The 403-nt window shown below is 42.9% G+C and carries 1 protein-coding gene; it reads left to right on the plus strand.

Going from position 1 to position 403, the window contains the following annotated elements; all coding sequences use genetic code 11:
* On the plus strand, nucleotides 1-403 hold a 403-nt coding region (locus AAEY62_RS20515), incomplete at both ends, for an acyl-CoA dehydrogenase family protein (protein ID WP_350636084.1).

Below are 403 nucleotides of genomic sequence, written 5' to 3' on the forward strand. Positions count from 1 at the left end.
GTTAGGTCCTGTGCTGTTAGAGCACGGAACTGAGCTGCAAAAACAACAGTTTTTAACACCAATGACTCGTGGTGAAGTAAGTTGGTGCCAAGGGTTTAGTGAGCCAAACGCCGGCTCTGATTTGGCCAGTATTCGTACCAGCGCAGTTGATCAAGGCGATCATTACTTAGTTAATGGTAGTAAAATTTGGACTTCTTACGGTGACAAATCCGATTGGATGTACGCATTAGTACGCACCGATGCTAAAGCCCCTAAACACCAAGGCATTAGTTTATTACTCCTCGATATGCACAGCCAAGGTGTGCAAGCCAAACCTATTGATTTAATTAGCGGTAAATCTTCTTTTTGTGAAGTGTTTTTCGATAATGTAGTCGTACCCAAAGAAAATCTTGTAGGTGAGCTC

This window comes from Pseudoalteromonas sp. GW168-MNA-CIBAN-0100 (assembly GCF_040309225.1).
Lineage (GTDB): Bacteria > Pseudomonadota > Gammaproteobacteria > Enterobacterales > Alteromonadaceae > Pseudoalteromonas > Pseudoalteromonas arctica.